This window comes from Microbacterium sp. KNMS, from assembly GCF_053851835.1.
This window is the reverse complement of the sequence record NZ_JBSQBP010000003.1, coordinates 151,385-176,736: the sequence shown is the minus strand read 5'-3', so window position 1 is coordinate 176,736 and position 25,352 is coordinate 151,385. Positions and strand designations below refer to the sequence as shown.

The window sequence follows — 25,352 nt, the reverse complement described above, 5'->3', positions numbered from 1 at the left end:
ACGCCCGTTGTCTCCGTGCTCCGCGGTCACTCCGCCGCCCGTGTCATGGCACATGCATGCGCACTCGATCGAGCAACTCTTCGATCTCACGCCTTCGACTCCTTCGCGTGTTTCACGGCCGTGACCGTGACCTTCTCCCTCGACGCCGGACCCGTCGACTCGACCGTCTTCGTGAACGCCTGGCAGTGGTCGTCCCACACCTTCTGAGCCGCCCGCAGGTTCGCGAGCAACTCCGGTGCAGCCGCCTCCGCCGCCCGGTAGTCGACCTCCTCGACCTCGACCGTCACGCCCGGCTTCGGCGGCGTGTACGTCACCCTGGCGAGCGCCGACGTCTGCGACTTCTTCGCCGCCAACAGCGCCTTGTACGACGCCTCCTTGAGTGCCTTGCCCTCCTTCTCAGCGGCGAGACCGCGGAGGTAGTTCACGGCGTGCGTGTCCACATCCTCGTCGATCTCCGGTGCGCCCTCGTCGCGCTGCCGGTCGAGTTCCGCGAGGAACTCGTCCGCGAGCTTCACGAGCTCCGCGATCAGCACGTCGTCCCGTTCGATCCAGTGCCGGTGCAGCTCACCCGGTTCAAACCCGTCCGAGGTCGTGATGCGCTCCTCGACGACGAACCGGCACCGTCGGGCGCCGATGACGAACATGACCCACTGCACCTGGATCGCGTAGCCCTTGCGGTCCAGCGCGAGCGACCCGGGCGGCAGGTCGTACGCGGCGGTCTTGATCTCGAGCACGTCGATCTGCTCGTCGAAGTCGACCGCGATGCCGTCCGGGGACGCGAGGTACCGGGAGTTCTCTGGGTGGTGGAACACGCGCGACTCGGGGCGGAACCCTTCACCGCGCAACTGTTCCGCGATGTGACCTTCCCGGTAGTTGCCCCAGCCGACCACGGGAACGTTCGACAGGTCCTCGACCTCAGCCACCCGTCCGAGCTTGCGGTCGATCAGGCCCTGCTTCGTCGTCCAGCTGCGCCGCCCGTGCGCTTCCAGGTACATGTCGCGGATCTCGGTGGCGGTGACGCCTTGTCGTCGTTCCGCGAGCCACAGCTCCCGGTCCTTGTCGGATGCGCCGGCGCGGGCTTCGAGGTCCGCGATGACCGGGGCGATGTACGTCTGCGCGCTCATGCCTTCTCCTCCGGCCAGATTCGGCGAGCGGAGGTGAGCACGGACGACCGGAGGTTGACCGGCTTCCCTGTGGGTGTCACGAAATCGACACTCAGGAAACCCTCGATGGCGAAAGCTGCGAACATCTCCTCGCCCTCGACCTCGAAGGCCCACACATCACCCGGCTTCGCGTCCTCCCACGGCTTCCGCTGCGGGTGAGCGTCGAAGTAGGCGCGAGCGGCGTCCCACGGCTCGCCTTCGGTGTCCCGAAGGTGTTCCAGGTCATAGCTCCACGTGTTGCCGGTGCTCTCTTTGAAGACGCGGAAGGAGTCGGGTCGACCGCCACCCTCCGAGTGCTGCGGGTACACCACGTAGTCCGGGTTGTCGGGCCACCGCCACCGTCCAAGGCGGTCGTCCTCCTCAGCCCGGAAGAACTCCGCCAGCGCCTCCGCATCCAGAGCGGAGATGGTCGTCGCGTCAGGGAACACCCCGTTGATCTGAACTGCTCCTTGGCCTTCCGCCGGGCGCCAGACGCGCATGCCGTTGCTCGCAGCGAACATGCTCATGCCGCCACGTCCTCTCGCTCTTCACGCTTCGGGGAGAACGCCACCGACTGCGACGTGAACCGCCGAACAAGCCGCTCCCCCGGCACCTGCGACTTCGAGTCGTCATCCAGCCACCGCACCACGTACTCCACGCCCCCATCCGGGAGCCGCACGATGCCCTTCACCGTCCCCAGACGACGGCCACGACGGGTCGACATCACCCGGTCCGTCACCGAGAACTCCGGACGCTGCACCGCAACCGGCGCCACCTTCTCGCTCACTGCTCGTCCCCCTCACCGACGTACTCCACGTCGCCCTCTTCGTTCAGATCCAGCTGCACCGCACCCTGCTTCGCACCCGTCCGGTCCGCCTTGAATGTCCCCATCAGCTGAAGCACGTACTCACGCGACCCCTCCGGGACCGTCTCGATATCCGCGATCACCGCGATCGGCACCTGATTGCGCGCCAACACGTCCTCCGTCGCCAGCAGCGCGATCACCGGCACCGTGCGCCCGTTCCGCAGGTTGCCGACCAGCTCCTGCTCGTACGCGTCCAGCCCGTTCGCGTCGTCCTTCGGCAGCTTCGCCTTGAGCTTCACCATGTCCCCGCCCTTTCCACTTCTTCGGGCCACCGCACCGTGCGGACGGCCTCATCCATCGACTTCTCGTAGATCGCCTCGACGGGACGCCCGAGCGCCCGCCACCCCAACGCGGCGAGCGCGAGCCCGTCCGCGAGGTTGTCGTCCCGGACATGCACGAACGGGTACCGGGCGGGCATCGCCGCGAGCACCTTCCGCTTGTCCGCGTTGCCATCCCCGGTCGCGTACTTCGCTCGCGTTTTCGGCGCCACGGTCGCCACTAGGTCGCCCCGCCTGACGAGGTACTGCACGACCCGCCACCACAGGCCCGCGCGCTCGTGCGGGTTCCCGAACCGGGAGCCGTGCGACGGGGCCTCCACGACCACCAGCCCGCCCGGTTCGACATGCGCGAGCACGTCATGCGCGACATCCGTCTGCCGCTTCACCCACTCCGCGAGAGACGGCTTGTACCCGCGCGCCATCGGCGGGGACGTAGCGAGGTGCAGCGACGTTCGCACCACCCCGTCCGGTTGCCGGATCGCGACGACCGCGGACGCCGCGAGGGACAAGTCCAGCCCCGTGACGTGCGCGATCATGTCGTCGGCACCAGACGCCCGAGAGGTTCCATGCCGCAAGACGGCGGGCACCCGTAGACCCCTGCGCATGGGTACTTGCACGGCTCGTGGTACTCGACCAGCCAGTCACCCTCTACGCCGAAGTCCGTCTTGCGGAGCCCGAGCGCCCCCTTCCACGGGATCGGCTCGTCCAGCGCACGCGGGTTCGCGAGCATGAGATGGTGCGGCCAACCTTCGGTCTCCGCCCACGGGGAGCACACGCCCTCCCCGGGTTCGCCGCATGAGTCGTCCCACAGAGGACGGTGCACGTCGACGAGGTCGACGACGCCGATGATGTGCCCGACGTGACGAAACCAGGGGTGGTGGTTCACGTAGCCGTCGCACCGGGTCCCGCAGTAGTGCTCCATCGCCACTTCGAGCGCTTCGAGCTCGAGGCGCGACTCCGCGTACTTCCCCGCGACGTGGATCGCGACGAGGCCGCGGTAGCTCCCTGCGAGGTTGCGGGTGCGGTTCTCGACGTCTTTCCCGCCGTGGATGATCGCCCACGCCCACGGCTGCCGAACCGTCAGGATTCGCATCAGACCACCGCCCCGATGAACAGCACGAGCCCGACCGTCGCCACGAACAGCACCACACCCAGCACCGCGTTCGACAAGTCCCGCGCATCCTCCGGCGACCGCCGCCGCAACACCGGCAGAAGCTCCTCCGACCGCGCCACATCCGACGCCCTCACCGGCTCATCCACGACGCACCGCCGACAGGTCACGAAGCCGCGCCTCAGCCGCCTTCACCAACCGCCGCAACGGCTCAGGGTCGACAGCACCCGTCGGACCCGTCACCGCCTCCACAGCAGCCACGTACTCCGGGAACTCCTCGCTCAGCGACCGGTACGCATCCCGCGCCGCCGGAGCCTCGTTCCCCACGACCGACTGCACCAGCTGAATCAGCCGGACACGCCAGAACCCCTTCGACGGCATGTGCCCCAGGTCATCCCCCAGCACCCACAGCACCTGCCTCGCGACCGGGACCGTCACCCGACCCGCTAACGACTCATCCATCACTCCGCCTTCCACCGAGACCGCACCGCGGTCGAGAACATCGAGCCGCGACGGCTCAGGACACGGGTCATCGCCAAACCACAAGCGACGAGAGAACAGACCGACCGACCACAGAAAGACACCGCCCGCGACCAGCCCCAGAAGCCACACGCCGTCGTACAGCCCCCGCACCCACACGACCGCGAGGCACACCAGCATCAGGACCAGCGACCCCACACGGACCGCAGCCATCACGACGCCACCCGCTCAGGACGCGGGTTCTCCGCCCACAGATCCCCCGTCGCCCACAGCACCGACAAGATCACCGCCGACCCATCCGCCCGCACACGAACCGGAACCGCCAACCGTCCACCCACCCACACCCACGAACCGTGCGTCTCCGACCACACGACCCGCACAGGGCAAGCAAGCGTCGCCATCAGATCCCGGAACGTCGCCCGCCCGTCCTGCCGCCGCATCAGAGCCATCCGCTCCTTCGCGTGCTCCGACGCGACCACCCGCTCGAGATCCAGCACCGGCGCCTCACGCCGCCGCACCCGCTCCCCCGGCTCGTACGCCGGCGCGGGCTGCCCGTACCTCTCCGCGGCCCACTGCATCGCCCGGCTCGCGGCCAAACCCGGCTCCGAATCGCGAACGAACTTCGCCGCCCCATCCGGGAACACCCACACCGTGCCGTCCCGCTCCCGGCGCCCACGGCGACCGCCGAGCTGCCGGAAGAACTTCTCGATGTCCTTCGTCCTGTTCTGACTCCCTCGAGCCATGGGCGCACCTCCCTGTACGACATCCGTCGCTGACCAAGTGCGCGGCCGGGAATCGAACCCGGACAACCCCAAACGGCTCCGCGCTGCGCCTTCACCACCCGGCCCCGCAGGGCTCGTCCAGTGGTCCATCAGCAACCAGAAACGCGTGACGGGACCTACCGCCACGACTCGGGACTCACGCGTCCCGTCAGCTCCGCACGCCCGTCATCGGGGCTATCCGCTACCTGCCCGCCAGAACGGCGGTCCTTACGTCCACACCGGCGAATCCCCGGCGCGTGTTCGTGTGAGCGTGCGTATGTTGTTGTCTCCGCCCGCCGGAAGGCGCGACGAATAGCGCTACCGACCGATCTGCGAGCGCATCGGTAGCCGAGCAGCGGCTGAACTAGGCCGCGACGTCCACGCGCCGCGCCTCGATCGCCTGATCCACCTCAGAGAGGCGATACCGAACCAGAGACCCGATCTTGTGGAACGGGAGCACCCGCTCCGCCCCCTTCCTCCGCCACGACCTCAACGTCGAGACGGGGATACCCGTGTGGTCCGACACCTGGTGCTCGTCGCACCACGGTTCCGTGGGCATCACGCAACCGCCTTGAGAGCCTCGGTGCGGACGATCTCGAATGCCTCACCGAGCCCGAGCCCGAACGCGTCGCAGAAGCTCGCGATGAACGCGCCCGACGGCTGGCTGCCGTTCATGACGCGCCGGAGAGTCGTGCGGTCAGCGCCGATAAGACGGGCGAACGCCTCTTCGGAACGGATCCCGCGAGTCTCGCGGAGACGCTCCACCAGTCCGGGCTTGATGCGGATTGCGACGCTCATCCCTGATCCCTTCGTGTGTCAGTCTTGCCTCGTTGTGAAGCAAGCTTGCCACACTCTCAACGGGTTTTGGAGCAGGATTGACACAGTGATGAACAATCACTCACGGGCTCTGCATAATCTCGCGAGGGTTCAGGTTGACAGTGTGGCAAAAGTGCAACAAACTGATCCGCATGACGAACCGCAAGGACTACCTGCTCGAGGTCACCGGAGCGCGCAGCACCCGGGCGATCGCCGCAACCGCCGGCATCGACCCGTCCACGCTCAACCGACAGCTGAACGGCACGACCTCGCTGACAGTCGAAACGGTCGTCCAGATCTGCCGCGCCTACAGCCTCGACATGTCCGACGTGTTCGTGGGCGTCGGGTTCATCACCGCCGAGGAAGCGAACCACCTCGGGCGCATGCACAGCATCACGGAGTACACGGACCTCGAGCTGGCGCGCGAGATCGTCCGCAGGCTCGAGGCCGGAGAAGCGAGCGCAGACCTCACCGGTGAGCTCACGATCGAGGAAGAGCTCGCGGCCAATGTCCCCGGTGCCACGCAAGATGAGGACCTCGGGCGCCAGCGGGATTACGACCGCGTCGCCCGCGCACGCGAAGAGGACCGAGGAGAGGACGAAGGTGGCTGGCACGCGTAACAACATCCGAGCCCGACTGCTCGACCTCGTTGACTACCTCGGGTACCGGATCGTCTACACCGACCTCAGCCACATTCACCCTCCCCGCGACGGCGACACCGACCACGAGACGCGCACGATCCGTCTGCAACCGGACATGGCGCACAGGCTCTGGGTGAGCACTCTCGCGCACGAGATCGCGCACGTGGTGTACATGGACTTCCCGACGATGTTCGGGCCCGTGCATCGCAAGCAAGAGCGCCGGGCCGATGAATGGGCGGCACGGCTACTGATCCCGGTGAGCTGCTACAGGGAGGTCGAGGAGTACCGGGGCGGGCATATCCCGACGATGGCGCTCGACCTCGGCGTGACGGTGAAGATCGTCGAGGCGTTCCAGCGTCTGCTCCTTCGCCTCGATGACACCGTGTACGTGCGGCCGCGTGACGGTGCCGGCCAGTGGGATCACAAGATCGAGCTCGACCACGAAGCGAGTGTGGCCTGATGCCCCGGCCACCGCTCATCCTCGAGACGTGGGGGAAGATCCGCCGAGCCACGATCAACGGTCAGCCCATCGCGTACGCCTACTACCGGGACTCCACGGGTCGGCGGCGCCAGATGCAGCGCAACGGACGCACCGAGGCCGCAGCGGAGCGGAATCTGATTGAGGCGCTGAAGGCGAAGCTGAGCACCGAGGCCGACCTGCTCTCGAGCGACTCCACGATCGCGGACCTCGCAGACAAGCACCTCGAAGAGCTGCGGCTAAAGAAGACTCCGCACGGGACGTACAACACCTACCGGACGTCGATCGAGTCGAAGATCAAGCCGGGCATCGGACAGCTCCGGCTTCGAGAGGCGACGGTCCCGCGTCTCGACCGGTTCCTGAAGGACATGATGGTGACCCCGTCGCAGGCGAGGACGGCGCGCACGGTGCTTGTCGCGATGTTCAAGCTCGCGGTCCGGCAGGGTGCGGTGTCGAAGAACCCAGCACAGGACACGATGCCGATCTCCCCCACGAAGCGAGCTGTGAAGGTGATCTCGCTAGAGGACATCCACGCGCTGCGCAGGCTCTTCGCTGACTATGACGCGAACCACACGTCGGAGTTGTTCGACCTGTCGTCGCTGCTCATGGCGACGGGCTGTCGAATCGGTGAGGCCCTCGCGATCCGATGGGAGGACATTGACCTCGAGGCGGGCATCCTCCGGATCACGGGGACGCTCGTGCAGTCGTCGGAGACGGGGAAGCTGATACGCCAGGACCACCCGAAATCGGAGGCGGGTCACCGCGGGCTGAAGTTGCCAGCCACGCTGCTCGGCACTCTCACGGAACGCCGGGTGAATGCCGAGCACGAGAAGCTCTTCCCCTCATCGACGGGGACGTGGAAGTGGCCGGCGAATGCTCGGCGACAGTGGCGCGATGCGATCGCGGACTCGGTGTACAAGGGTCGGGTACCGAAAGACTTCCGCCGCGCGGTCGCGACTCATCTCGACCGGAAGGTCGGACTCGCGGCCGCTGCAGCGCAGCTCGGGCACGGCTCGGAGGACATCACGGTGCAGTACTACGTCGAACGGGAGAAGCAGATCGCGAACTTCGCTGAAGTCATCGACTCCATGTTCGAAAGTGCTGGGTAAGTACTGGATCCGCGGGGCGAGTTGACACGGTCGCTCGCCGCTGACATGCCCGTATACGCGAAAAAGCCCCGGTCACTGGCGAGAGTGACCGAGGCTGATCCGTGCACCCCCAGGGACTTGAACCCTGAACCCACTGATTAAGAGTCAGTTGCTCTGCCGATTGAGCTAGAGGTGCGTTCCGTTCTCCGGGAATTCCTTCCCTGCGAACCGAGAGACTACGTTACCAGGCTCGCCAGGCCCGCGCGAATCGAGGTGCGCCCGGGCGTGCCTGTGCGTCTCCTGTGCACCCCTCACGCGTGCTCTGAACCTCAGGGTCGGTCGCGACGGCGCCGATATCCTGAGCGGGTGACCTCCCCCTCGTCGACTCCCACCTCCCCCGCTCGCGCCGGCCTCGACGAGGATCTCGCGCTCGCCCTCCGCCTCGCCGACGCCGCCGACGCCCAGACGCTGCCGCGCTTCGACTCCGCCGACCTCGAGGTCTCGCGCAAGGCCGACCGCAGCCACGTGACCGACGCCGACCTGGCCGCCGAGCGCGCCATCCGCGACATCCTCGCGACCGAGCGCCCGGACGACGGGATCTTCGGCGAGGAGTACGGCCGCGACGACGACGCGCCTCGCCGCTGGATCATCGACCCGATCGACGGCACGGCGAACTTCCTCCGTGGCGTCCCCGCATGGGGCACGATGATCGCCCTCGACATCGAGGGCTATCCGCGCCTCGGCGTCGTGAGCTCCCCCGCGATGCGCCGCCGCTGGTGGGCGGCCGAGGGCCTCGGCGCCTGGACGAGCGTCGACGGCGGCGAGCCGCGGCCCATCCGCGTGTCCGACGTCGCCGATCTCGACGATGCGAGCGTGAGCTTCCAGAGCATCGCGCAGTGGGACGACGCGGGCCACCTCGACGAGCTCATCACCCTGACCCGGCGTGTGTGGCGCGACCGCGCGTACGGCGACATCTGGTCGTACATGCTCCTCGCCGAAGGGCGTCTCGAGTTCGTCGCGGAGTTCGACGTCAAGGAGTACGACCTCGCAGCTGCCGCCGCGATCGTCACCGAGGCCGGCGGTCGCATGACCTCCTTCGACGGCGCACCGACGATCGCGGAGGGCTCGGCTCTCGCGACCAACGGCGTCCTCCACGACGCCTTCCTCGAGCTCCTCGCCGCCCCACCGCAGGCCACGACGTGACGACCGGGGCGGCCCGCACTCGGCGCTCCCTCGCCGCCGCGGGAGCGACCCTCCTCGTCGCCGCCGCGATGCTGGTGGGCTGCGCCTCGCCGCTCACGCCCAAGACGCCGTCCGACGGCGGATCATCCGCGAACGGCGGCGCCTCCAGTGCGGGTGGCGGCGCGCCGACCTGCGACACGATCATCGCGCCCGCGCTCGTCGACCAGTTCGCCGAACTGGGGTGGACGGCGCGCACCGATCCGTTCTACGTCGGCCCCACCGAGGTGCCCGGCGGCGTCAGCTGCACGTGGGGCGACTTCGAGGCCGGTGCGACCGACGTCGTCCAGATGTACGGATGGGCTCCCGTCGAGGCGGATGTCTCCGCCGAGCTGCAGGGGTACCTCGCCGACCAGGGCTGGAAGCGCGAGGAGGCCGACGGCGTCGTCTACCTCACCGAGAGCATGCCCTCGGCGGAATGGGCGGATGAGCGGGGGTACGGCATGACGTACGCGTTCGGCGACGGATGGGTCGCGCTCGCGGACACGAAGAGCGGCCTCGCCGTCATCACGTGGCGCGGCTGAGCAGGCGTCACTCGATCCAGCCGTAGTGGCTGCCCTCCGCCGCGGAGAAGTCCAGTGCAGACTCGGCGACGGCGATGACGCTCCACGTTCCGCCTGCGGAGTCGGTGAACTCGTACGTCGGCACGAGCAGCACAGACCCATCGGCCTGCCAGTGGCTCGCGAGCCCGAGGCGTGCCGACACGATCTCGACGTCGTTGACGCTCCACGAGACCGACGCGCCCGGCTCCGGCAGGGACGGCGCCGCGGTCGGCGGCGTCCATTCCTCACCCGCCACGCCCTCGCGCAGCGCCTCGGGCAGGGTCGTCAGCTGAGCACCGAAGCGCGGATCGGACAGGCGCTCGAACGCCTCCTGCTCGCTCACGACCTCGTACTCCCCGAAAGGCACGATGGCGGCGAGGGCGCCGTATCCGCTGACGATCCCCTCGGCGGCGTAGTCGAGGTGCAGGGCGCTATCGATGCGCTGGCCATCGATGACGGTCCAGATCGAGACCGAGCGGGTCGCGGACCCCTCCCAGGTCTCCGACGTGTACTCGTACGCGGCCGGGTCCTCTCCGAGCCGCGTCATCAGGTCGCGCGCGGCGGCGATGGCGGGGCCCTCCTCCGGGGCGACGCAGGCCTCACCGCACGCCCATGGATCCCCGCCGCTCCAGAACCAGAAGCCGAGAGTGCCGTCGAGACTCGCGCTGAACGACGCAGCGCTGCCGTCCTGCGGGCCGACCACCCACATCCCGTCGCGGATCTCCGGGGCGCCCTCGACGCCGAGAGCCGCGGCGAAGGCGCCCACCTTCTCCGCAGTGGACGACGCGGCAGCGTCGTAGGCATACGCAGCCGCCCGGCCGCCGCTCGACGAGAGCAGCATCGACGACCGGAACGAGCTCCGCGACGAGTACCCGTACGGGTAGCTCGTGTCCGACGACTGTGCGGAGAGGTCCTGCGAACCGGATTCCGCCGCGCCCCGATCGGCGAGTGCGCCTCCCTGCGCGGGGCCGCCCTCTCCGGGCAGCGAGATCGGCGGTGCCGCACCGTCGCCATCCGAGACCCCGGCGTCCGAAGAGCCGGTGCCCGATCCGGCCGTCGCCTGGCCCGCCGCGAGACCGTAGCCCGCGAGCCCGCCGACGGCGAGCGCGAGCGCGACGGAGGCCGCGATCGCGAGCACGGCCATCCGCTTCGATCCGCGGCGAGCGCGCTCGGCGTCCAGATCGACCGGCGCCGCGCCCTCCGCGGTCGCCGCTGCGATCACCGCGTCGGCGAAGCCCTCCCTGGGCTCGACATCCGCTGCCGGGTCCGCCGCGCGGAGGCGGTCGACCGGGTCCTGGTCATGCGCGTTCATGGCGTCCTCCTGGAAAGCTCGCTCTCCCTGCCTATGTGGCGGGAAGGCCGGATCTTGCGGCGGGATCAGAACCGGAGGCGCTCGCCCCACGCCGCACGCAGCCGCGCTCGGGCCCGCGAGAGCGCGGCGTCCGCGCCCGAGCGCGAGATGCCGAGCACCGCCGCGAGCTCCTCGCCGTCGAGCCCCTCCCACGCGTGCAGCAGGAGGATCCGCCGGTCCCGCTCCCCCACCGCGGCGAGCGCACCGCGCAGCTCGGCGTCGAACAGCGCGTGCAGCTCGGGATCGTCGGCGACGCGAGACGCTCCCGACTCGGGCAGGGTCTCGACCGGGAGGTCGACGTGCTTCCGACGCGCATTCGCGAGGGTCAGCTCGGCGGTGCGATAGAGCCATGGAAGCTCCGCCCCTCGCGGCACGTCGGCACGTCGCCGCCATGCGACCGCGAAGACGTCCGACGCGAGGTCCTCGGCATCCTGCCGGGGCCCGCGCCGGGCGAAGTACTTCACCAGCGCGGTCGCGTGGGCGCGCACGACCGCCGTGAACCAGGCGAGGTCGTCGGGCATCGTGCCTCCCTCGGCCGGCGGATCCTCCGCTGCGGTGCGCACGCTCATCACACCATGTCTCTGTCGCGACGCCCGCGGATCTTGCACGCGACGCGCCGACATCCTGCACGCGGCCTGCGGCAGAGTGGAGGCATGACGTCGCACGCGCTCATCCCCCTCTCCGACGGACGCTCGATCCCTCAGCTCGGTCTCGGCGTGTACAAGATCCCGGATGCCGATGCCGCCGAATGCGTGCGGGTCGCGATCGAGGCGGGGTACCGCCACATCGACACCGCCGCCCTGTACGAGAACGAGCGCGGCGTCGGCGAGGGGATCCGCACGAGCGGCATCCCCCGCGACGAGGTCTTCGTCACGACGAAGGTGTGGAACGACGACCACGGCTTCGACGAGACCCTGCGCGCGTTCGACGCGAGTCTCGATCGCCTCGGCCTCGACACCGTCGACCTGTACCTCATCCACTGGCCGATCCCCTCGCGCGACCGCTACGTCGAGACCTACCGCGCCCTCGAGCGGATCCGCGAGGAGGGGCGGGCCCGCTCGATCGGCGTCTCCAACTTCGCGATCGCGCACCTCGATCGCCTCCGCGCGGAGACCGACGTGGCCCCCGTCGTGAACCAGGTCGAGCTGCACCCTCTCCTCCCGCAGGCCGAGCTGCGTGCGTATCACGCCGCCCACGGCATCGTGACCGAGGCGTGGTCGCCGCTCGCGCGCGGTCGCCTCCTCGACGACCCCGCCCTGGCCCGCATCGCCGAGAAGCACGGCGTCGCCCCGGCGCAGGTCGTCGTCCGGTGGCACCTGCAGCTCGGCAACGTCGTCATCCCGAAGTCCGTCACCCCTGCGCGGATCCGCGCGAACATCGACGTCCTCGGGTTCGAGCTCGACGCGGATGATCTCGCGGCGATCGCCGCACTCGAGTCGGGCCTGCGAACGGGCCGGGACCCCTCGCTCGACTGAGGCGGATGGACCTGATCCGGCCGAGAGGCGCGCTCAGGCCGCGCTGGGCTTGCGCCCGCCGAACGCCGCCGTGAGCGCGTCGGCCGCGGTCACGACCGCGTCGACGAGCTGCTCGCAGACCTCGACGGGCATTCGGAGGGTGGGCCCCATGACGGTGAGCGCGCCGACGAGGGCCGCGTGCTGGTCGAAGACGGGAGCCGCGAGCCCCGAGGCCGCTTCCATGCGCTCGCCCACGGTGATCGCGTAGCCCGCGGCGCGGGTCTGCGCGACGGCCGCACGCAGCACGTCGGGGTCGGTGATGGTCGCCTCGGTCAGCGCGGGCAGCTCCCCCGACGCGACCTCGTCGAGCAGACCGTCGGTCCACGCGAGGAGCACGCGACCCGAGCTGCCGACGTGCAGCGGCTGGATGCGCCCGACGTACATCTCGCGCTTGAGACCGTGGCGCGTCTCCGCAACGCCCACGCACACCCGCGCGCCCTGCTCGACGCGGAAGAAGCACGCCGTCTCCCCCGTCTCGTCGCGCAGCGCCCGCAGCTGCGGCGTCAGGAGCTCCGTGAAGTCGCGCGCGCGGGTCGCGGGGCCGGCCCAGTACGCCATCCGCACGCCGATCCGGTAGCGCTCGCCCTCGCGCTCGAGGAACCCGTGGTCGACGAGGTTCGCCAGCAGCCGGTGCGCGGTCGACGCGGGCAGGCCCGTCGAGGCGCGGATCTCGCTCGCCGTCCGCAGCGGCTCGCTGAGCGTGAACGCGTCGAGGATGGCGGTGATCTTCGCGAGGACGAGGAGCGGCTGTTCGGCCATGAGGCGATCCTAGGGACCGGACGCCGGTTTGCCCACATCGTGAGACTGCTCCTACAGTGTGGGATCAGAGCAGGAGCAGGATGACGCTTCAAGGGAGAGGCCGTTTGTGAACGAGTGGTACACGCTGGGAGTCGTCGGACTCGTCATCGTCGGGGTGGTCTTCGCGATCGTGCGATTCCGCATCAACCCCGTGATCGCGCTCGCGGTCGGTGCGGCCGCAATCGGCCTGCTCACCGGCCTCGGGCCGGTCGACACCGTGACGACCATGACCCGCGGCTTCGGCGACGTCATGATGGAAGCCGGCCTGCTCATCGCGTGGGGCGTGCTCATCGGAGCGATGCTCAACGAGATGGGCGCGATCACACGGCTCGTCGACGGCCTCCTGCGGATGTTCGGCAAGCGCGGCGTGCCCTACGCGCTGGGCCTGTCGTTCGCGACCTACCTGCAGACGATCTTCGTCGACGTCATGATCGTCATCGCCGCACCCCTCGCGCGCCGGATCGCCCCGCGCCTGGGTCGCAACGGCACCGGCATCATGGGCGTCGTCTTCGCGGTGAGCCTCGAGACGGGCATCGTGCTCATGGTGCCGGGCTTCGCGGCGGTCGCGCTCGCGGGCCTCCTCGGCGTGCCGCTCGGCGTCATGCTCATCGGGGGCCTCGTCGTGGTCGTGCCGACCGTGATCCTCACGATCATGCTCATGACGATCGCCTTCCGCCTCGGCTTCTGGAACCCCGAGAAGGACGAGAAGGCGATCGTCGAGGAGCCGACCGATGAGGACGCGACGGATGGCTCGGCCGACACCGCGCCATCCGCTTCGTCGCCCCGGATCGATCGCACGCGGACGGGCACGGTGCGCACCGCGCTGGGCGGCGTGCCGCACGGATACACGGCCGTCGCCGAGCGCACCGAGCGCGACCAGCCGCTCCTGCTCTTGTTCGCCCCGATGCTCATGGCCCTCCTGCTCATCGCCGCGCAGGCGGTGCTGACGGTCCTGGCGATCGAGGTGCCGGCGATGCAGTTCATCGGCAATCCGGTCATCGCCCTGCTGTTCGCCGTCATCGCGACCGGCATGATCGGGCGCCGCGCGGTCGGCACGCAGCGCATCGAGAAGTCGCTCGTGAAGGGCTTCCAGGACGGCGGGCAGATCTTCGTGCTCACGGGCGTCGGCGGGTCGCTCGCCGCCGTCATCTCCGAGGGCGACCTCGGCGCCATCCTGCAGGGATACTTCCAGGCGACGACGTTCGCTCCCCTGCTCGTCGTCTGGGTGATGGCCGCCGTGCTCCACATCGCGGTCGGCTCCGTCACCCTGTCGGCGATCACCGCGGCGGGTGTCATCGCGCCGGTCGCGACGAGCCTCGGGCTCGACCCGCTGCTCATCGCCCTCGCGGCCGGCGCCGGAGCGCTCTTCTGCGTGCACGTCACCTCGAACACGTTCTGGCTGCTGCAGTCGTTCCTCGGGCAGTCCGTGCGCGGCGCGCTCAAGACCGTGACCGTGGGCGTCTCCCTCGCCTCCGTCATCGCGCTCGCGATGACCCTCGTCCTGGCGGTGTTCCTCTGATGTCTGACTTCCGCCCCCTCGACGGCGTCCGCGTCCTCGAGCTCGGCAACTACATCGCGGCGCCGACGGCAGGGCGCCTGCTCGCCGACTTCGGCGCCGACGTGATCAAGGTCGAACGGCCGCGCACGGGCGACGAGCTGCGCCGCTGGCGTCTGCACCGCGGCGAGACCTCGATGCTCTACCGCACGATCAACCGCGGGAAGAGGTCGGTCGTGGTCGATCTGCGCAGCGACGAGGGCCGCGCGATCGTGCTCGACCTCATCCGCACGTCCGACGTGCTCCTCGAGAACTTCCGCCCCGGCACCCTCGACAGGTGGGGCCTCGACGCCGCCGCGCTCGAGGAGGCGAACCCCGACCTGATCGTCGCGCGGATCTCCGCGTTCGGCCAGAGCGGCCCCCTGTCGCACCGGCCCGGCTTCGCCGCCGTCGCCGAGGCGTACGGCGGCTTCCGCGAGCTCGTCGGAGAGCCCGGGCGCCCGCCGAGCCGCACGGGGGTCTCGATCGGCGACACGATCGCGGGCATCTACGCGGCGTTCGGCATCGCGATGTCGCTCTTCGCGCGTCTGCGAGACGCGGGTCGGCTGCGCGAGACGCCGTTCGGCGATCGCGTGATCGACGTCGCGCTCAACGAGGCGATGCTGTCGGTGACCGAGTCCCTCGTGCCCGACTGGGAGGCGTACGGTGTCCGGCGCGAGCGCACGGGAGGGCGGATGGAGGGCATCGCCCCGTCGAACGCGTACCTGTGCGCAGACGGCAAGAGCATCGTCGTCGCGGGCAACGGAGATGCCATCTACCAGCGGTACATGACGGCGATCGGCCGACCCGACCTCGCCTCCGCGCCCGACCTCCAGTCGAACGAGGGCCGGTGGGCCGCGCGCGATCGCCTCGACGACGCAATCGGGGCGTGGGCGGCCACGCTCACGAGCCAGGAGGCGCTCGCCGTGCTCGACGCCGCGGGCGTGCCATCCGGCCCGATCTACACGGCCGAGGATGTCTGCGCCGATGAGCAGTACGCGGCGCGCGACATGATCCAGCGCTTCGACGTCGACGACGGGGAGGGCGTCCGCGAGGGCGTCGGATTCCCCGGCATCGTGCCCGTGTTCGGCGGGCGATCGCTTCCCATCGCGCACGTCGGGCCCGATCTCGGCGAGCACACGCGCGACGTGCTGCGCGAGCTCGGCTGGGACGACGCGCGGATCGACGCCTACGAGGAGGACCTCCGATGACCCTGCAGTACCGCGACGTCACGCTCCGCGACGGCCTCCAGCTCGTCGGCAGGCCGCTGCCGACCGAGCGGAAGGTGCAGCTCGTCCGCGAGCTCTTCGCCCTCGGCGTCGAGCACATCGAGGTGGGTTCGATGGCGCGCCCCGACCTCGTGCCCGCGCTCGCCGACACCCTCGACGTCGTCGCCGCGCTGACGCCCGAGGAGCGCGACCGCGTCTGGGTCTGGGTGGCGACCCCGCGACACGTCGAGCGCGCCGCCGCGGCGGGTGTCCGGCGATTCCAGTACTGCTTCTCGGCCTCCGACAGCCACAATCAGGCGAACATCGGCCGCGACACCGAGACCTCGCTCGCGGCGATGCCCGATGCGATCGCGGCCGCCGCGGAGGTCGGCGGGAGCGTGCAGCTCTGCATCGCGACGTCGTTCACGTGCCCCTTCGAGGGCGTGGTCCCCCTCGAGCGCTTCGCGCGCATCCTCGACGACCCGCGCACCGACGGCGCTGTCGACGTCGTCGTCTGCGACACGCTCGGGCAGGCCCATCCGTCAGAGGTGCGCACGCGCGTCGCGCTGGCCGCGTCCGCGCGCCCCGGTCTCGGCGTCGTCTTCCACGGGCACGACACGTGGGGCCTCGGCGTCGCGAACGCCGCCGCGGCAGCGGATGGCGGCGCGACCGTCGTCGACGGAGCGCTCGGCGGCCTCGGCGGGTGCCCGTTCGCGCCGGGCGCCTCCGGCAACACCGCCCTGGAGGACCTCGCCTTCGCCTTCCGCCCCGACTGGCTCACTCCCGACGCCTTCGGCACCCTCATCCGCCTCGGTGAGGAGATCACGACGACGCTCGGCGAGCCCGACCGGTCGCGAGCGCGCTCCGGCGCGCGCAGCCGGGCGAAGGCGTTCCCGTGGGTGGTCGGTGACGCGCCAGACTAAAACATAAAACGTGTAATGTTTTCATCCACGGCAGCGGAGCGGAGGCGCGGATGAGGCATGCGATCGCGACAGCAGGGCGGATGGTCGTCGACAACGACTGGGGCGGCGACCCGGATGGCCTCGTGGCGCTCGCGCACCACCTCCTCTCGCCATCCGACGACGTCGTCGGGGTCACGAGCTCGTTCCTCAACCCGATGTTCGGCCCATCCGAGGGCACCGCGGAGGGCGGCCGTGAGCTCGCCGCCGAGCTCCTGACGCGGATGGCACAGGCGCCTCTTCCGCTCGCAGCGGGAGCCGACACAGGGTTCGACGGCAGCCCGCGCGAGACCCCCGCGGCGCGGCTCATCGTCGACGCGGCCGCGCAGGCGACGCCCGACGCGAAGCTGACCGTCGTGTGCGGCGGCCCGCTGACGAACGTCGCCGACGCCATCCGCCTCGCGCCCGACGTCGTCGAGCGGACTCGCCTCCTCTGGGTCGGCGGCCTGCTCGAGGGCGACGGGTTCGAGTACAACCGCGACACCGATGCCGGCGCGGCGACGTTCGTCTTCGCCCAGCCGGAGCTCGAGGTCATCCGCTTCCCGGCCGAGACGTACCGGCTGCTCGCGATCTCGGTCGCCGAGCTCGAGGAGCGGCTGACGTCTTCCGGAGCACTCGGCGGATGGCTGTGGGAGCGCTACGAGCAGCTGCCGCTTCCCGAGGGGGTCGCGATCGACCCGGTCTGGCCGCTCGGCGACAGCGCGCCGCTCGCGTTCACGGCGCTCCGGCACGCGCGCACGCGGACCGTTCCCGGATCGCTCCCCCACGAGCTGGTGTGCGTCGATCTCGACGAGCGCCTGATCATCGAGGACCTCTTCGCACGGCTCCGTCTCGCCGCGCGCTGAGCCGGTCGCTCACTCCGCGACCGACGCCTCGACCTGCGCGTACAGCTCCCGCGACGCCGTGAACCGGGCGTCGTCGTCGGGCTGCCCCAGCACGACCGCGTAGACGCGGGTCGTCCCGCCGTCTCCGTCCGGCACATCCTTGGCCGAGAGCAGGCTGCTGCCCTCGAGAGTGCCGGTCTTGATGCCGACGACACCCGGATCCGCGAGCAGGTCGTTCGTGTTCTCGACCACCCCTGCACCCGGGAGGTCCACAGACGGCGTCGCGACGATCTCCGCGATCACCGGGTTCTCGAGCGCGAGGCGCCCGAGCTCGATGAGCGCCTCGGGCGTGGCCGTGTTGCGGGTGTCGATGCCGGTCGGCTCGACCAACGTGATCCCGTCGAGGCCGTTCTCGGATACGAAGGCGGCCGCGGCCGTCGCGAACGCCGCCTCGTCACCCCAGATGCTCGTCACGAGGATGTCGGCGTAGTTGCACGCGGAGCCGATCAGCATCCCCTGGAGCAGCTGGTGCTGCGTGAGCATCCCGTCGACCGGGATCTTCAGGGCGGACTCGCCTCGCGCGATGTAGTCCCGGTACGCGATGTCCCACTCCTCGGTGAACCAGTAGTCGCCGCCCTGCTCACCGGGTTCGAGCGGACGCTCCTCGAGCACCATGAGCGCCGTCACGACCTTCGAGATGCTCGCCATCGGCACGGGCGCGTCCGAGCTGGCTACGACGTCCCCATCGGCGATCGCGACGGCGGCCTGCCCCTGCGACGGCCAGTCGATGCCGTCGACGACCGCCGACGACGAGGCCTTCGACGCCCACGTGACGAGCCCGACGATGAGCGCCGCGGCGACCGCGAGCACCGCGACGACGATCGCGATGCGGATGGCCGCAGGCCGACGGACAGAGGAGGTGATCACACTCCAGTGTGTCCCGCGAGGCGGAGCGCGGACATCCGGGATGTCCCTGAATCCGCGGACTCAGCGCGCGCGGTCGCGGCTCGTCCAGCGGGCGACCGCGTACAGCACGCCGCCGAGGGCGAGAAGAGCGGCGCCGAAGGCCCACACGATCGGGCGCTGCTGGGTGAGCAGCACGATGCACGACGCGATGCCGAGGACGGGGACGAACGTCCACACGCGGTAGTGCGGATGGCCGACGCGGTCGCGACGCAGGACGAGCACGGAGATGTTCGCGCTGAGGAACACGAAGAGGAGGAGCAGGACGACGGTCTCCGCGAGCGTCGCGAGGTCGCCGATCAGGGTGAGCGCCATCGCGACGACCGTCGTCGCGACGATCGCGACCCACGGCGTCTTCCGGTTCGGGAGAACCCGCGCGAACGCGCCCGGCAGCATCCCCTGCTCCGCCATGCCATAGGTGAGTCGGCTGGCCATGATCATCGTGAGGAGCGCTCCGTTCGCGACCGCGACCAGGGCGATCGCGCTGAACAGCCACGAGGGGACGGCCACACCGGTCGACTCGACCACCGCGAGGAGGGGTCCCGTGGAGGAGGACAGCTCCTCCGGCGGAAGCGCGATCGCGCTCGCGAGCCCGACGAGCACGTAGACGGCGCCCGCCGCGGCGAGCGCGCCGAAGAGCGCGCGCGGGTACGAGCGGGTCGGGTCCTTCACCTCCTCGATGACGTTCGCCGACGTCTCGAACCCCACGAAGGAGTAGTACGCGATGATCGCTCCCGCGAGGATCGCACCCGCTCCGCCCGCGCCATCCGGCAGCTGGGTGACGCGCCCGAGGTCTCCGCCGCCTCCTCCGAGGAGCACGCCCACGACGACCACGACGATGACGAGACCGCTCACCTCGATCACGGTCATCACGACGTTCGCGCCCATGGACTCGCGGATGCCGCGCGCGTTGATCGCCGCGACGAGGGCGAGGAACGCGATCGCGACGGGAACCGCGGGCAGCTCGACGAAGGTGGCGAGGTACTCCCCCGCGAACGCCAGGGCCAGTCCGGCCGCGCTCACGACACCGGCCGCCAGCATGCTGAACCCGACGAGGAACGACACGAGCCGGTTGCGGAACGCCCGCTCGGCGAACACCGCGGCGCCGCCGGCGCGCGGGTACTTCGTCACGAGCTCGGCGTACGATCCTGCCGTCAGGAGCGCCATGAGCAGGGCGAGCAGAAGCGGCGCCCAGAGCATGCCGCCGACCTCCTCGGCGAGCACGCCCATGAGCGCGTAGATGCCCGCGCCGAGGACGTCGCCGAGGATGAAGGCGAACAGCAGCGGGGTGGTGATGCCCCTTCGCAGTCGCGTTCCGGTGTCAGAGTCGATCGCCATCCGACCATCCTGTCCGCGACGCGGCGCCCGCGCGCGGGGTTGACGAGGCGGGGCGCACCTGCGATGGGCGGAGCGGAACGGCGGTTCTCCGATACAGTACGCGGGTACTAGTACCCACCTCGTGAAGGATGACATATGGGCTTGTTCGACAAGGTGAAGGATGCCGCCTCGCAGGCGGTCGGCCAGGCTCAGGCAGGACTGGACAAGGCCAAGCACGATCTGATCGCGGCCAACCGCGACGAGCCCGCGCAGCCTTCGCTCGCGGGCCCCCAGCCAATCCTCGAGCTCGTCAGCCACATCGACGGCAAGAATGCGAAGGTCCGCCTGTGGCCGAACCGGCTCGAGTGGGAGCGCCCTCGCGGCCTCTCCGCGGGGAAGATCACGGCGGGCGCGCTCACCGGCGGCATGTCGCTGCTCGCGACAGGCGTGAAGGGCGGCAAGGACGAGCACGACATGGTGCTCCTCGAGCACGTCACGAACGTCAACAGCCGCAAAGACGGCTTGATGTACTACGCCGTCGAGGTGCAGACCGCGTCGGGCGGCGCGGTCAACTCGATCACGTTCCGAGTCAGCAAGGATGAGGCCGCGCAGTTCCGGGCCGCCATTCTCGACGCGATGGAGGAGCTCAAGGCCCGACGCGACACTCGCGTGGTCGTCGAGCATGCAGCACCCGCCGCGCCCGATACGGGAGCACCGGACATCGCGGGACAGCTCCAGCGACTCGCCTCGCTCCGCGATGCCGGGATCCTCACGGACGAGGAGTTCGGGGCCAAGAAGGCCGAGCTTCTCAAGCGCCTGTAGCGAAGCGGGGGCGCACCTGAGGCGCCCCCGCTCTAACACTCGAACGTCAGACCGACGTGGCGCTCAGAGCGCTCTTCAAGTCATCCTCGAGCTCACGGGAGGTTCCCGGCACGTACTGCAGCACGTCGTTCAACGACATCGCGGCGGCCTCCGGCGTCGAGGCGTCGATGGGCAACCCCGGGAAGAAGCGATGCAGCACCTCGACCACGGCGCCCCAGATCGCCTCGTCCTTCGCCAGCTCCCTGATCGGCGAGTCCATCGTCACCGCAGACGACGTTCCGCCGTAGCCCGGCGGGACCGAGTAGGTCCACGAGTAGGTGCCCGCGCCGACAGTGAGCTCCGCGTCCCCCTCCTTCAAGGGCAGCACGACATCGGCCTCGACCCCCTCGGGAACGACGACGTCGACGCTCGCTTCGCCATCCTCGATGCGCCAGGAGACCTGGATGCGGCCGTGATCGGTGTCGTGCGCCGTGCGCGCCCAGGTGAGACCGCCGCCGGGCTGCGGGGCGATGCGCACGCGGCGGTATCCCGGGGCGACGCTCTCGAGACCGCCGACAACGCGGTGCAGCCAGTCGGCGATCGCACCGAGCGCATAGTGATTGAGCGACGTCATCCCTGTCGCGTTCACGGTGCCGTCGGGGAGGACGGAGTCCCACCGCTCCCAGATCGTGGTGGCGCCCATCGTCACCGGGTAGAGGAAGGACGGGCACTCCTCCTCGAGGAGAAGGCGGTAGGCCACGTCGACGTGCCCAGTTCGCGTGAGCGCGTCCGTCACGAGCGGCGTCCCCGCGAAGCCCGTGGAGATGCGGAAGCCGCGCTGTGCGACGATCTCGGCGAGCCGGTCCCCCGCTTTCTGCAGCTGATCGTCATCGAGGATGCCGAAGGTGATCGCGAGCGCGTACGCGGTCGCCGACTCCGTGACGAGCCTGCCGGACGCGGTGACGTACTCCCGCCGGAAGGCGTCCCGAACGCGCTCCGCCAACGAGCCGAACTCTGACGCGTCGTCTTCGTGACCGAGGAGTCGCGCCGTGGACGCCATCTCGCGCGTCGTCCGACACAGGAACGCCGTCGCGACAAGGTGCCGATCTGTCTTCGCGGCAGCGGGGTTGCTCGCCGGCGCGTCGGGATCGAGCCAGTCCCCGAACTGGAAACCCGAGCTCCAGAGGTCGGCGTCATCGAGCAGAGCGGCGACCTGTCGGATGAACGTCGTCATGGAGGCGTAACTGCGGCGGAGGATCTCGACGTCGCCGTACTGCTGGTACAGGGTCCACGGCAGGCTGACCGCCACGTCGCTCCACAGCGCGGTCGGCGAGGATGGCTGCGACAGTGCGTCCGGCACCACCCACGGGACGAAGCCCTTCTCCTGCTGCTCGGCGGCGAGGTCCTGCAGCCAGGAGCCGAGGACGCCCCGCACGTCGAAGAGGTAGGTGGCCGTCGGGGCGAACGCGTTGATGTCCCCCGTCCAGCCGAGACGCTCGTCGCGCTGCGGGCAGTCGGTGGGAACGCCGACGAAGTTGTCGCGCATCGACCACACGACATTGGAGTGCAGCTGCGTGATCAGCGGATTCGACGTCTCGAACCATCCCGTGCGCTTCATCGCGGAATGCACCACCACCGCGCGGATGGCGTCCGCGCTCAGTTCTCCGGGCCATCCGTCCACCTCGGCATAGCGGAAGCCGTGGAAGGTGAAACGGGGCTCCCAGACCTCAGTGCCGCCGCCGCGCAGGATATAGCGATCGGTGGCCTCGGCCGTCCGGTTGGTCTCCGTCTCGAGCTCGCCTTCGGGCGTGAGGATCTCCGCGTGCCGGATGGTGATCATCCGTCCCGGTTCACCCTCGACGGCGAAGCGCACCCATCCGGAGATGTTCTGCCCGAAGTCGACGATGACACGGCCCGATCGGCTGGTGCGCAGCGCGACCGGGGCGAGTTCTTCGATGCGCCGGATCGGCGGCGCCGTCGGGGACTCGAGCGTGTCGAGGTCCCATTCGAATCGCTCGGCGGCGACCCATCCCGTGTCGTCGAACCCTGGCTCGCTCCAGCCGACGGGCTCGAGCCGCGCGTCGTGCGTCTCGCCGTCGTAGATGCTGTTCTCGCAGACCGCGCCCGTGCCCACGCGGAAGGTGCCGTCCGTGACGACGGTCTCCGTCCGCTCCCCGTAATCCAGCTCCAGCTGGAGGAAGAGCGCCGGCCGGTCCGCATAGAGCTCGCGCTGCCACTCCCAGCCGAGTCGCCCCACGGCCCATCCTTCGCCGACGATCGCACCGACGGCATTCGAACCGGGGCGGAGGTACTCCGTCACGTCGATGGTCGACACCATGAGCCGATGACGGTACGACGTCCAGCCTGGCGCGAGCACCTCGTCGCCGACGCGTGCGCCGTTCACGAACGGCTCCACGATCCCGAGCCCGGTGACGGAGAGGGTCGCGCGCTCGAGCCCTTCCTCGACGGTGACCTCGCGGCGGAAGTAGGGTGCCGGCTGCCCGCCCGGAGTCGGTGCGGCGATGAAAGTCCCGGCCGTCATGCGATGGCCACCTTGTCCGCCTCGTCCTCGGTGTCGAACTCGTCGTGACGGTCTCGCGTGCGGAAGACGACCCAGGCGATCGTGCAGCCGACCGCGATGACCAGGGCGAGGAAGAGGTAGAAGAGGTTGGGGCTCATCTCCACGAGCAGAGGCGTGACCGTGGCGAGCGCAGCGGCGAACAGTCGCGCGACCGCGATGATCGTCCCCTGCGCCGTGGTGCGCACGAGCGTCGGGAACTGCTCCTGCGTCCAGACCTTCATGATCGCCTCGAACGCGAACGAGGTTCCGGCGATCGAGATGAGCCCGGAAATGATCGCGGTGAGGAGGCTGACGCCGAACACCGCGTACACGAGCTGGGAGGCGACCCAGCAGACGGCGCCGACCGTGAAGTACGTGAACCGCTTCGGCGAGTCCGCGATCTTCATGAACCACAGCGCACCGAAGATGCCGAGAGGGATGAAGGGCAGCCCGATGAGGGTCGCCGTCTGCAGATCCACGCCTCCGGCATTCACGAGGAGGTAGGAGCCGAACTGGCCGCCGGTGTTCGCAGCGAGATTGGTCAGCGCGTAGAACCCGAGCAGGCCGAGGAATGGCGTTCGATACGGGCCGCGCAGCAGGTCCTTCACTGAGGCGCGGTCGGCGCGGACCGTCTGGATGCCGCGCCGACGCTCGTCGCGGGCGACGAGCCAGGCGGACGACTCGGGGATCGTGAGACGCCCGACCATGACCAGCGCCGCGACGACGGCGATGTGGATGAACAGGATCTGAGCGCCCAGCTGGCCGAGGCTCGCGACACCCGCGCTGAGGAACGAGCACGCGATGATGCCGACGGCCCACAGGAGATGCGAGAAGCCGATGAGACGGCCGCGGTTGTCGTCGGAGGCAGCCTCGGAGATCGTGGACAGGGAGACGGGAAGGTCCGCGCCGGTCGCCACTCCCAGCACAAGAGCAGCGGCGAGGATGACCGGGAACGAGCCGGCGAGAGCCAGTGCCGTGGCGGAGGCGATGATCAGGATCATCGTCACCGTGAAGACGGGGCGGCGTCCGAACCGGTCGCCGAGTCTCCCGCCGACGATCGCGCCGACGGCGATGCCGAGCGTCAGGCCGCCCGACGCGAGCCCGATCTCGGCCGGAGTGAGTCCGATCGCCGCCTGATAGAGGACCATGGCGGTGCCGAAGCTGACGATCGCGGCCGCGTCGATGTACGAGGCCATCCCCGAGACGACGGCTGTCCACCAGGGACGGTTCCTGCGGTCCTGTGCGAGCTGTGACACGAGCTTCTCCTTTGAAGAGCTGGCCCTGGGGCCATCGGGTGAGCCGTCGATGTGAAACGAATCAATCTCTGGCGACGCCGCAACTGTACACGTTCATTGTCCTGAGGACAATCATCGATCTGCTCACCTCGTCCATGCATACTGGGTCCATGGCGAGAAGACCGCACGCAAGCGTGGACCTGCGGGAGGTGCAGGCGAGCTCCACCCCCTTGCTGCGCGGCCGCGGGGCGGACTTCTCCATCGCCCTTCAGGCGCTCGTGACATCGATGAACTCGACGGCCGTGCGCGAGTCGATCATGGAGGAGAGCGACTTCCCCCTCCCCGAGGACATGCCCGCCTTCCTGCTGCTCAACCAGCTGATCTACCGCACGACCGCGCGCCCCACCGACATGGCCGATGCCATCGGGACGGGTCGATCGAACGTGAGCAAGATCGTCCGTCGACTCGAGGTCGCCGGACTCGTCGGCAGGATGCCCGACCCCGACGACGGCAGACAGAGCGTCGTCGGACTCACCCCCGCGGGACGAGAGGTGGCCGAGCGCATCGTCGCGGTCACGGCCAAGGCGTACGACGTCATCTTCGGCGACTGGAGCGACGACGACTTCGCGCAGCTCGAGGCGCTCGTGGTGCGCCTCGTCGCGAATATCGACGACCGCCTCGACCACGCGATCGAGCGCACGTCCGGCGTGCGTCCGCCACGACCGAAGCCGCTCGAGGACGCGGATCACACCGAAGACGCTCCGCAGGCAACGCTGTCCGGCCGATAAGCTCCGACAGCCGCGCAACCGCACACGACGAAGCCCCCTCCTCCGCGGATGAACCGCGA

30 protein-coding genes and 1 tRNA gene are annotated in these 25,352 nt (G+C 69.6%); 12 read left to right on the top strand and 19 right to left on the bottom strand.

Going from position 1 to position 25,352, the window contains the following annotated elements; translation table 11 throughout:
- Positions 1–86: 86 nt before the first annotated feature.
- The 11 genes from ACWXWW_RS03315 to ACWXWW_RS03265 form a co-directional block, all read right to left on the bottom strand.
- Positions 87–1,124 carry a YqaJ viral recombinase family protein gene (locus tag ACWXWW_RS03315; protein ID WP_455968715.1) on the bottom strand — a complete coding sequence of 346 codons (1,038 nt, stop codon included), beginning with the start codon at positions 1,122–1,124 and terminating at the stop codon, positions 87–89.
- Positions 1,121–1,669: a hypothetical protein gene (locus ACWXWW_RS03310; RefSeq protein ID WP_455968713.1), complete on the bottom strand. Its 549-nt coding sequence runs from the start codon at positions 1,667–1,669 to the stop codon at positions 1,121–1,123. The genes ACWXWW_RS03315 and ACWXWW_RS03310 overlap by 4 nt, the downstream gene beginning before the upstream one ends.
- A complete protein-coding gene (locus ACWXWW_RS03305) occupies positions 1,666–1,929 on the bottom strand; it encodes a hypothetical protein (protein WP_455968711.1) in 264 nt (87 codons plus the stop codon). Before ACWXWW_RS03305 ends, ACWXWW_RS03310 begins: the two co-directional genes overlap by 4 nt.
- Complete coding sequence (locus ACWXWW_RS03300) at positions 1,926–2,249, bottom strand: hypothetical protein (protein ID WP_455968710.1); 324 nt, start codon at positions 2,247–2,249, stop codon at positions 1,926–1,928. The genes ACWXWW_RS03305 and ACWXWW_RS03300 overlap by 4 nt, the downstream gene beginning before the upstream one ends.
- Positions 2,243–2,707: a hypothetical protein gene (locus tag ACWXWW_RS03295; RefSeq protein WP_455968709.1), complete on the bottom strand. Its 465-nt coding sequence runs from the start codon at positions 2,705–2,707 to the stop codon at positions 2,243–2,245. The genes ACWXWW_RS03300 and ACWXWW_RS03295 overlap by 7 nt, the downstream gene beginning before the upstream one ends.
- Positions 2,708–2,817: 110 nt before the next feature.
- Positions 2,818–3,378 carry a hypothetical protein gene (locus ACWXWW_RS03290; protein WP_455968708.1) on the bottom strand — a complete coding sequence of 187 codons (561 nt, stop codon included), beginning with the start codon at positions 3,376–3,378 and terminating at the stop codon, positions 2,818–2,820.
- Positions 3,378–3,545 (bottom strand): hypothetical protein, encoded by a 168-nt coding sequence (locus ACWXWW_RS03285; protein ID WP_455968706.1) that lies wholly within the window; start codon positions 3,543–3,545, stop codon positions 3,378–3,380. The genes ACWXWW_RS03290 and ACWXWW_RS03285 overlap by 1 nt, the downstream gene beginning before the upstream one ends.
- Positions 3,538–4,092 (bottom strand): hypothetical protein, encoded by a 555-nt coding sequence (locus tag ACWXWW_RS03280; RefSeq protein ID WP_455968705.1) that lies wholly within the window; start codon positions 4,090–4,092, stop codon positions 3,538–3,540. Before ACWXWW_RS03280 ends, ACWXWW_RS03285 begins: the two co-directional genes overlap by 8 nt.
- Complete coding sequence (locus ACWXWW_RS03275) at positions 4,089–4,619, bottom strand: hypothetical protein (protein WP_455968704.1); 531 nt, start codon at positions 4,617–4,619, stop codon at positions 4,089–4,091. The genes ACWXWW_RS03280 and ACWXWW_RS03275 overlap by 4 nt, the downstream gene beginning before the upstream one ends.
- A gap of 382 nt (positions 4,620–5,001) precedes the next feature.
- Positions 5,002–5,196, bottom strand: coding sequence for a helix-turn-helix domain-containing protein (locus ACWXWW_RS03270; protein ID WP_455968702.1), 195 nt, complete (start codon positions 5,194–5,196; stop codon positions 5,002–5,004).
- Entirely contained in the window at positions 5,196–5,435 is a 240-nt protein-coding gene (locus ACWXWW_RS03265; RefSeq protein ID WP_455968701.1) for a helix-turn-helix domain-containing protein, read from the bottom strand. Before ACWXWW_RS03265 ends, ACWXWW_RS03270 begins: the two co-directional genes overlap by 1 nt.
- Before the next feature lie 170 nt (positions 5,436–5,605).
- On the opposite strand from ACWXWW_RS03265, the gene ACWXWW_RS03260 reads away from it, so the two are divergent.
- Genes ACWXWW_RS03260 through ACWXWW_RS03250 form a run of 3 tightly spaced genes read left to right on the top strand, consistent with a single transcriptional unit; the run spans position 5,606 to position 7,681 of the window.
- Entirely contained in the window at positions 5,606–6,073 is a 468-nt protein-coding gene (locus ACWXWW_RS03260) for a helix-turn-helix domain-containing protein (protein ID WP_455968700.1), read from the top strand.
- A complete protein-coding gene (locus ACWXWW_RS03255) occupies positions 6,057–6,554 on the top strand; it encodes an ImmA/IrrE family metallo-endopeptidase (protein ID WP_455968698.1) in 498 nt (165 codons plus the stop codon). Before ACWXWW_RS03260 ends, ACWXWW_RS03255 begins: the two co-directional genes overlap by 17 nt.
- Positions 6,554–7,681, top strand: a complete 1,128-nt coding sequence (locus tag ACWXWW_RS03250; protein WP_455968696.1) for a tyrosine-type recombinase/integrase — start codon at positions 6,554–6,556, stop codon at positions 7,679–7,681. The genes ACWXWW_RS03255 and ACWXWW_RS03250 overlap by 1 nt, the downstream gene beginning before the upstream one ends.
- Before the next feature lie 102 nt (positions 7,682–7,783).
- Here ACWXWW_RS03250 and ACWXWW_RS03245 read toward each other — a convergent pair.
- Positions 7,784–7,856: transfer RNA gene (locus tag ACWXWW_RS03245), tRNA-Lys, on the bottom strand.
- A gap of 170 nt (positions 7,857–8,026) precedes the next feature.
- Here ACWXWW_RS03245 and ACWXWW_RS03240 point away from each other — a divergent pair.
- Together ACWXWW_RS03240 and ACWXWW_RS03235 are read left to right on the top strand one after the other, a co-directional pair.
- On the top strand, positions 8,027–8,863 hold the full coding sequence (locus ACWXWW_RS03240; protein ID WP_455968694.1) for an inositol monophosphatase family protein: 837 nt from the start codon (positions 8,027–8,029) through the stop codon (positions 8,861–8,863).
- The gene (locus ACWXWW_RS03235; RefSeq protein ID WP_455968692.1) at positions 8,860–9,423 is read left to right on the top strand and encodes a hypothetical protein; all 564 of its coding nucleotides are present in this window, start codon (positions 8,860–8,862) and stop codon (positions 9,421–9,423) included. Before ACWXWW_RS03240 ends, ACWXWW_RS03235 begins: the two co-directional genes overlap by 4 nt.
- Positions 9,424–9,430: 7 nt before the next feature.
- On the opposite strand, the gene ACWXWW_RS03230 is transcribed toward ACWXWW_RS03235, so the two are convergent.
- Positions 9,431–10,753 (bottom strand): hypothetical protein, encoded by a 1,323-nt coding sequence (locus ACWXWW_RS03230; protein WP_455968691.1) that lies wholly within the window; start codon positions 10,751–10,753, stop codon positions 9,431–9,433.
- A gap of 65 nt (positions 10,754–10,818) precedes the next feature.
- Positions 10,819–11,361: an RNA polymerase sigma factor gene (locus ACWXWW_RS03225; protein WP_324011701.1), complete on the bottom strand. Its 543-nt coding sequence runs from the start codon at positions 11,359–11,361 to the stop codon at positions 10,819–10,821.
- 84 nt (positions 11,362–11,445) lie between these two features.
- Between ACWXWW_RS03225 and ACWXWW_RS03220 the strand changes: the two genes are divergently transcribed.
- On the top strand, positions 11,446–12,267 hold the full coding sequence (locus ACWXWW_RS03220; RefSeq protein ID WP_455968689.1) for an aldo/keto reductase: 822 nt from the start codon (positions 11,446–11,448) through the stop codon (positions 12,265–12,267).
- 33 nt (positions 12,268–12,300) lie between these two features.
- On the opposite strand, the gene ACWXWW_RS03215 is transcribed toward ACWXWW_RS03220, so the two are convergent.
- Positions 12,301–13,065 carry an IclR family transcriptional regulator gene (locus ACWXWW_RS03215; protein ID WP_421075330.1) on the bottom strand — a complete coding sequence of 255 codons (765 nt, stop codon included), beginning with the start codon at positions 13,063–13,065 and terminating at the stop codon, positions 12,301–12,303.
- Positions 13,066–13,171: 106 nt separating this feature from the next.
- On the opposite strand from ACWXWW_RS03215, the gene ACWXWW_RS03210 reads away from it, so the two are divergent.
- Genes ACWXWW_RS03210 through ACWXWW_RS03195 form a run of 4 tightly spaced genes read left to right on the top strand, consistent with a single transcriptional unit; the run spans position 13,172 to position 17,650 of the window.
- On the top strand, positions 13,172–14,623 hold the full coding sequence (locus tag ACWXWW_RS03210) for a GntP family permease (protein ID WP_455968687.1): 1,452 nt from the start codon (positions 13,172–13,174) through the stop codon (positions 14,621–14,623).
- Positions 14,623–15,849 carry a CaiB/BaiF CoA transferase family protein gene (locus ACWXWW_RS03205; protein ID WP_455968685.1) on the top strand — a complete coding sequence of 409 codons (1,227 nt, stop codon included), beginning with the start codon at positions 14,623–14,625 and terminating at the stop codon, positions 15,847–15,849. The genes ACWXWW_RS03210 and ACWXWW_RS03205 overlap by 1 nt, the downstream gene beginning before the upstream one ends.
- The gene (locus ACWXWW_RS03200) at positions 15,846–16,769 is read left to right on the top strand and encodes a hydroxymethylglutaryl-CoA lyase (protein ID WP_455968684.1); all 924 of its coding nucleotides are present in this window, start codon (positions 15,846–15,848) and stop codon (positions 16,767–16,769) included. Before ACWXWW_RS03205 ends, ACWXWW_RS03200 begins: the two co-directional genes overlap by 4 nt.
- A 50-nt stretch (positions 16,770–16,819) precedes the next feature.
- Positions 16,820–17,650 carry a nucleoside hydrolase gene (locus tag ACWXWW_RS03195; RefSeq protein ID WP_455968683.1) on the top strand — a complete coding sequence of 277 codons (831 nt, stop codon included), beginning with the start codon at positions 16,820–16,822 and terminating at the stop codon, positions 17,648–17,650.
- Positions 17,651–17,659: 9 nt separating this feature from the next.
- Here the strand turns inward: ACWXWW_RS03195 and ACWXWW_RS03190 are convergent, their stop codons facing one another.
- Together ACWXWW_RS03190 and ACWXWW_RS03185 are read right to left on the bottom strand one after the other, a co-directional pair.
- The gene (locus ACWXWW_RS03190; RefSeq protein ID WP_455968682.1) at positions 17,660–18,556 is read right to left on the bottom strand and encodes a D-alanyl-D-alanine carboxypeptidase family protein; all 897 of its coding nucleotides are present in this window, start codon (positions 18,554–18,556) and stop codon (positions 17,660–17,662) included.
- A gap of 60 nt (positions 18,557–18,616) precedes the next feature.
- Positions 18,617–19,930: an APC family permease gene (locus ACWXWW_RS03185; protein ID WP_455968681.1), complete on the bottom strand. Its 1,314-nt coding sequence runs from the start codon at positions 19,928–19,930 to the stop codon at positions 18,617–18,619.
- 135 nt (positions 19,931–20,065) lie between these two features.
- Here ACWXWW_RS03185 and ACWXWW_RS03180 point away from each other — a divergent pair, with 135 nt between their 5' ends.
- A complete protein-coding gene (locus ACWXWW_RS03180) occupies positions 20,066–20,731 on the top strand; it encodes an SHOCT domain-containing protein (RefSeq protein ID WP_455968679.1) in 666 nt (221 codons plus the stop codon).
- Between the two features lie 46 nt (positions 20,732–20,777).
- On the opposite strand, the gene ACWXWW_RS03175 is transcribed toward ACWXWW_RS03180, so the two are convergent.
- Together ACWXWW_RS03175 and ACWXWW_RS03170 are read right to left on the bottom strand one after the other, a co-directional pair.
- The gene (locus ACWXWW_RS03175; RefSeq protein WP_455968677.1) at positions 20,778–23,252 is read right to left on the bottom strand and encodes a glycoside hydrolase family 78 protein; all 2,475 of its coding nucleotides are present in this window, start codon (positions 23,250–23,252) and stop codon (positions 20,778–20,780) included.
- Positions 23,249–24,526, bottom strand: a complete 1,278-nt coding sequence (locus ACWXWW_RS03170; protein WP_455968675.1) for an MFS transporter — start codon at positions 24,524–24,526, stop codon at positions 23,249–23,251. The genes ACWXWW_RS03175 and ACWXWW_RS03170 overlap by 4 nt, the downstream gene beginning before the upstream one ends.
- Positions 24,527–24,675: 149 nt before the next feature.
- Here ACWXWW_RS03170 and ACWXWW_RS03165 point away from each other — a divergent pair, with 149 nt between their 5' ends.
- On the top strand, positions 24,676–25,293 hold the full coding sequence (locus ACWXWW_RS03165) for a MarR family winged helix-turn-helix transcriptional regulator (protein ID WP_455968673.1): 618 nt from the start codon (positions 24,676–24,678) through the stop codon (positions 25,291–25,293).
- Positions 25,294–25,352 lie beyond the last annotated feature (59 nt).

Bases quoted from the DNA above. Each gene is read 5' to 3' on its own strand.
- ACWXWW_RS03315 (WP_455968715.1), bottom strand. From the start codon at position 1,124: ATGAGCGCGCAGACGTACATCGCCCCGGTCATCGCGGACCTCGAAGCC.
- ACWXWW_RS03310 (WP_455968713.1), bottom strand. From the start codon at position 1,669: ATGAGCATGTTCGCTGCGAGCAACGGCATGCGCGTCTGGCGCCCGGCG.
- ACWXWW_RS03300 (WP_455968710.1), bottom strand. From the start codon at position 2,249: ATGGTGAAGCTCAAGGCGAAGCTGCCGAAGGACGACGCGAACGGGCTG.
- ACWXWW_RS03295 (WP_455968709.1), bottom strand. From the start codon at position 2,707: ATGGCGCGCGGGTACAAGCCGTCTCTCGCGGAGTGGGTGAAGCGGCAG.
- ACWXWW_RS03290 (WP_455968708.1), bottom strand. From the start codon at position 3,378: ATGCGAATCCTGACGGTTCGGCAGCCGTGGGCGTGGGCGATCATCCAC.
- ACWXWW_RS03275 (WP_455968704.1), bottom strand. From the start codon at position 4,619: ATGGCTCGAGGGAGTCAGAACAGGACGAAGGACATCGAGAAGTTCTTC.
- ACWXWW_RS03270 (WP_455968702.1), bottom strand. From the start codon at position 5,196: ATGCCCACGGAACCGTGGTGCGACGAGCACCAGGTGTCGGACCACACG.
- ACWXWW_RS03265 (WP_455968701.1), bottom strand. From the start codon at position 5,435: ATGAGCGTCGCAATCCGCATCAAGCCCGGACTGGTGGAGCGTCTCCGC.
- ACWXWW_RS03260 (WP_455968700.1), top strand. From the start codon at position 5,606: ATGACGAACCGCAAGGACTACCTGCTCGAGGTCACCGGAGCGCGCAGC.
- ACWXWW_RS03250 (WP_455968696.1), top strand. From the start codon at position 6,554: ATGCCCCGGCCACCGCTCATCCTCGAGACGTGGGGGAAGATCCGCCGA.
- ACWXWW_RS03230 (WP_455968691.1), bottom strand. From the start codon at position 10,753: ATGAACGCGCATGACCAGGACCCGGTCGACCGCCTCCGCGCGGCGGAC.
- ACWXWW_RS03225 (WP_324011701.1), bottom strand. From the start codon at position 11,361: ATGAGCGTGCGCACCGCAGCGGAGGATCCGCCGGCCGAGGGAGGCACG.
- ACWXWW_RS03220 (WP_455968689.1), top strand. From the start codon at position 11,446: ATGACGTCGCACGCGCTCATCCCCCTCTCCGACGGACGCTCGATCCCT.
- ACWXWW_RS03215 (WP_421075330.1), bottom strand. From the start codon at position 13,065: ATGGCCGAACAGCCGCTCCTCGTCCTCGCGAAGATCACCGCCATCCTC.
- ACWXWW_RS03205 (WP_455968685.1), top strand. From the start codon at position 14,623: ATGTCTGACTTCCGCCCCCTCGACGGCGTCCGCGTCCTCGAGCTCGGC.
- ACWXWW_RS03200 (WP_455968684.1), top strand. From the start codon at position 15,846: ATGACCCTGCAGTACCGCGACGTCACGCTCCGCGACGGCCTCCAGCTC.
- ACWXWW_RS03195 (WP_455968683.1), top strand. From the start codon at position 16,820: ATGAGGCATGCGATCGCGACAGCAGGGCGGATGGTCGTCGACAACGAC.
- ACWXWW_RS03185 (WP_455968681.1), bottom strand. From the start codon at position 19,930: ATGGCGATCGACTCTGACACCGGAACGCGACTGCGAAGGGGCATCACC.
- ACWXWW_RS03180 (WP_455968679.1), top strand. From the start codon at position 20,066: ATGGGCTTGTTCGACAAGGTGAAGGATGCCGCCTCGCAGGCGGTCGGC.
- ACWXWW_RS03175 (WP_455968677.1), bottom strand. From the start codon at position 23,252: ATGACGGCCGGGACTTTCATCGCCGCACCGACTCCGGGCGGGCAGCCG.
- ACWXWW_RS03165 (WP_455968673.1), top strand. From the start codon at position 24,676: ATGGCGAGAAGACCGCACGCAAGCGTGGACCTGCGGGAGGTGCAGGCG.